Source organism: Pseudomonas sp. P5_B3, from assembly GCF_056400405.1.
The window spans coordinates 1-2,220 of the sequence record NZ_JBFULI010000122.1 but is presented as its reverse complement, the minus strand read 5'-3'; the positions used below and the strand labels follow the sequence as shown (position 1 = coordinate 2,220).

Annotated in this window: 3 protein-coding genes and 1 pseudogene; 1 reads left to right on the top strand and 3 read right to left on the bottom strand. The window is 59.7% G+C overall.

Annotated elements, in window-relative coordinates:
- The 3 genes from AC1DRN_RS29860 to AC1DRN_RS29850 form a co-directional block, all read right to left on the bottom strand.
- On the bottom strand, window positions 1-321 hold a 321-nt coding region (locus tag AC1DRN_RS29860), incomplete at its 3' end, for a LysR family transcriptional regulator (protein WP_477786921.1).
- Window positions 322-461: 140 nt separating this feature from the next.
- A complete protein-coding gene (locus tag AC1DRN_RS29855; RefSeq protein WP_015094878.1) occupies window positions 462-776 on the bottom strand; it encodes an SCP2 sterol-binding domain-containing protein in 315 nt (104 codons plus the stop codon).
- Between the two features lie 64 nt (window positions 777-840).
- Window positions 841-1,551: a histidine phosphatase family protein gene (locus AC1DRN_RS29850; RefSeq protein WP_223462855.1), complete on the bottom strand. Its 711-nt coding sequence runs from the start codon at window positions 1,549-1,551 to the stop codon at window positions 841-843.
- Window positions 1,552-1,819: 268 nt separating this feature from the next.
- Between AC1DRN_RS29850 and AC1DRN_RS29845 the strand changes: the two are divergent.
- Window positions 1,820-2,220, top strand: a pseudogene (locus tag AC1DRN_RS29845) (hypothetical protein); the annotation flags it as partial.

Genomic DNA, 2,220 nt, shown 5'->3' with positions numbered 1-2,220 from the left:
GCCGAGCATCAGCGGATTACACAGACTCACCTCGCCACCGATGTGCAGCACATCGCGATAACCCTCGGGCAATGGCAGATCACGCCGCGCGGCTTCCCAGGTTTGCACCAGTTGATTGGCATACACCACGAAGGCTTCACCGTTGGGTGTCAGACGGGCGCCGGCACGATTGCGCACGAACAGGGTGCTGCCCAGTTGGCTTTCGAGTTTCTGCACCCGCGCGGTGATCGCGGTCTGGGTGACATGGAGCTTTTCCGCGGCGGCAGCCAGGCTGCCATGGCGGACGATTTCGAGGAAGGTGCGGGCGAGGTCGATGTCCATGGGGCGGCCGGTGTGGGGAGTGCCGACATTGTAAGAGCACCGCCGAACCTGTGGCGAGGGGRCAAAAACGACGAATCCCGCCACTAAGGGCGGGATTCGTTTGCAGCCCTGCACGCTCCCGAAGCTCGGGAGCCCGGTGCTTACGACGGGAACAGTTCGGACAGTTTCATCGCCAGCATCATGTCGCCTTCAGCGCGCAGTTTGCCGCCCATGAACGCTTGCATGCCGTCAGTCGAACCGTCGACGATGCCTTCCAGAGTTTCGCCGTCCATCACCAGGGTCACCTGGGCGTCCGGGTTCTCGCCTTCCTGCAGTTCGCAGGTCTGGTCCTTGACGATCAGCGAGAAGTTCTTGGTGTCGTCGATGCGGAAACCGAAGACCAGGTCCAGACCGGCAGCAGCGGCTGGATTGAACTTGGCTTTCATTGCTTGTACGGCGTCTGCTACGGAGGTCATGGTTCGATCCTTTCTTGGGTAATGAGAGCTGGGTGATTACAGCCAGGGTCACAATAGTCCGGACTCAGCGAAACGTGATGAGTTCCGGGGCCTTCAACAGTTGCAGGTGCGCATGAGCGTTGAAGGAAGCCAGGGCTACCTCGCGACCACGAAACTTAAGCTGGTTGAGCGAGGTGTTGACGATTTGCCAGTTCAATTCAAAGGCCTGCCGGGCAGGCATTTGCGTAATCAGGTGGAGCAGGGCGGTGATGGTGCCGCCGGAGGTGAACACGGCGATTTTCTGGGTGTTGTCGGCCTGGTCGAGGATGCGGTGCAGACCGGCCTGCACCCGCTCGACAAAGCCTAGCCAGCTTTCCAGGCCCGGTGTGTCAAAGGTGCCGGCGAGCCAGCGTTCGATGATCAGGGCGAAGATACGCTGGAACTCACCACGGTTTTGCGCGGCGTTGCGCAGGATGTTCAGGGCTTCGGGTTCGTCCGGCAGCATGGCCGGCAACAGCGCGCGGATCACCGCATCGGCGTCGAACTCGTTGAAGGCGGAATCGGTTTCCAGGATCGGCACCGGCAGGCCCACCGCGGCGAATTGTTCCAGCGCGCTGTTGGCCGTGTGCTGCTGGCGGCGCAGGTCGCCCGCCAGGCAGCGGTCGAAGCTGATACCGAGTTCGGCCAGGTGCCGGCCAAGGATTTCAGCCTGTCGAATGCCGGTCGGCGACAGGACGTCGTAGTCGTCCGCACCAAAAGAAGCCTGGCCATGTCGAATCAAATAGATGCTGCCCACGTCCGCGTCATCCCGGTGCGTTGAAGGTTTGGCGAGGTTATGAGGATGGCGGTGTACTGTCAATGAAAAAACATACGCTTGTTTGAAATGCCCGTTACAGGCCTGTTGCCAGAGGTTTCACGACTGGTCGCAAGGGCGGCGCATGGGTATGCTGGTGGTATCCCGCGCGCTTGCATGCCGCGCAACGTTTAAGGAGTCCCTGTGGAGTTTTTTTCCAACTGGGGCGCAACGAAGGTCAAACCCAAGCAGCACAAGGGCGCGACCAACCATGACCTTCACCACTAAAGCACCAACTGTTAGAACCGTGTTAGAACTCGCCACGCCATGGGTCTACCGTAGGCAAGGCCGTTACACTCTCCGCATTCGCCCACTGGGCTCCAAAGCTACCTGCACGCTCTCCCTTAAGACGATCCATAGGCAAACCGCTGTGACCATTGCTAAGCACCTGTTGACTACGCTCAGAACCTTCCATCTCGACCGGCCTGAGGCGACTTGGGATCAACTCAAAGAGCGTCTCAAGGTGATCGCTGAGAGCGTCTTATCGACAGGCTCTGCATGGGATCAGTTCGAGCCGGTTAGCGCCTCACCTGCTTATGGTGGCATGGGGTTGGTCTATTCCGACTTCCGTAGGGACCTCGAAGAGATCGCCTGTACGGTGCCTTTGAATTC

Excerpts from the sequence above, each read along its gene's own strand:
- AC1DRN_RS29855 (WP_015094878.1), bottom strand. The coding sequence starts at position 776 with ATGACCTCCGTAGCAGACGCCGTACAAGCAATGAAAGCCAAGTTCAAT.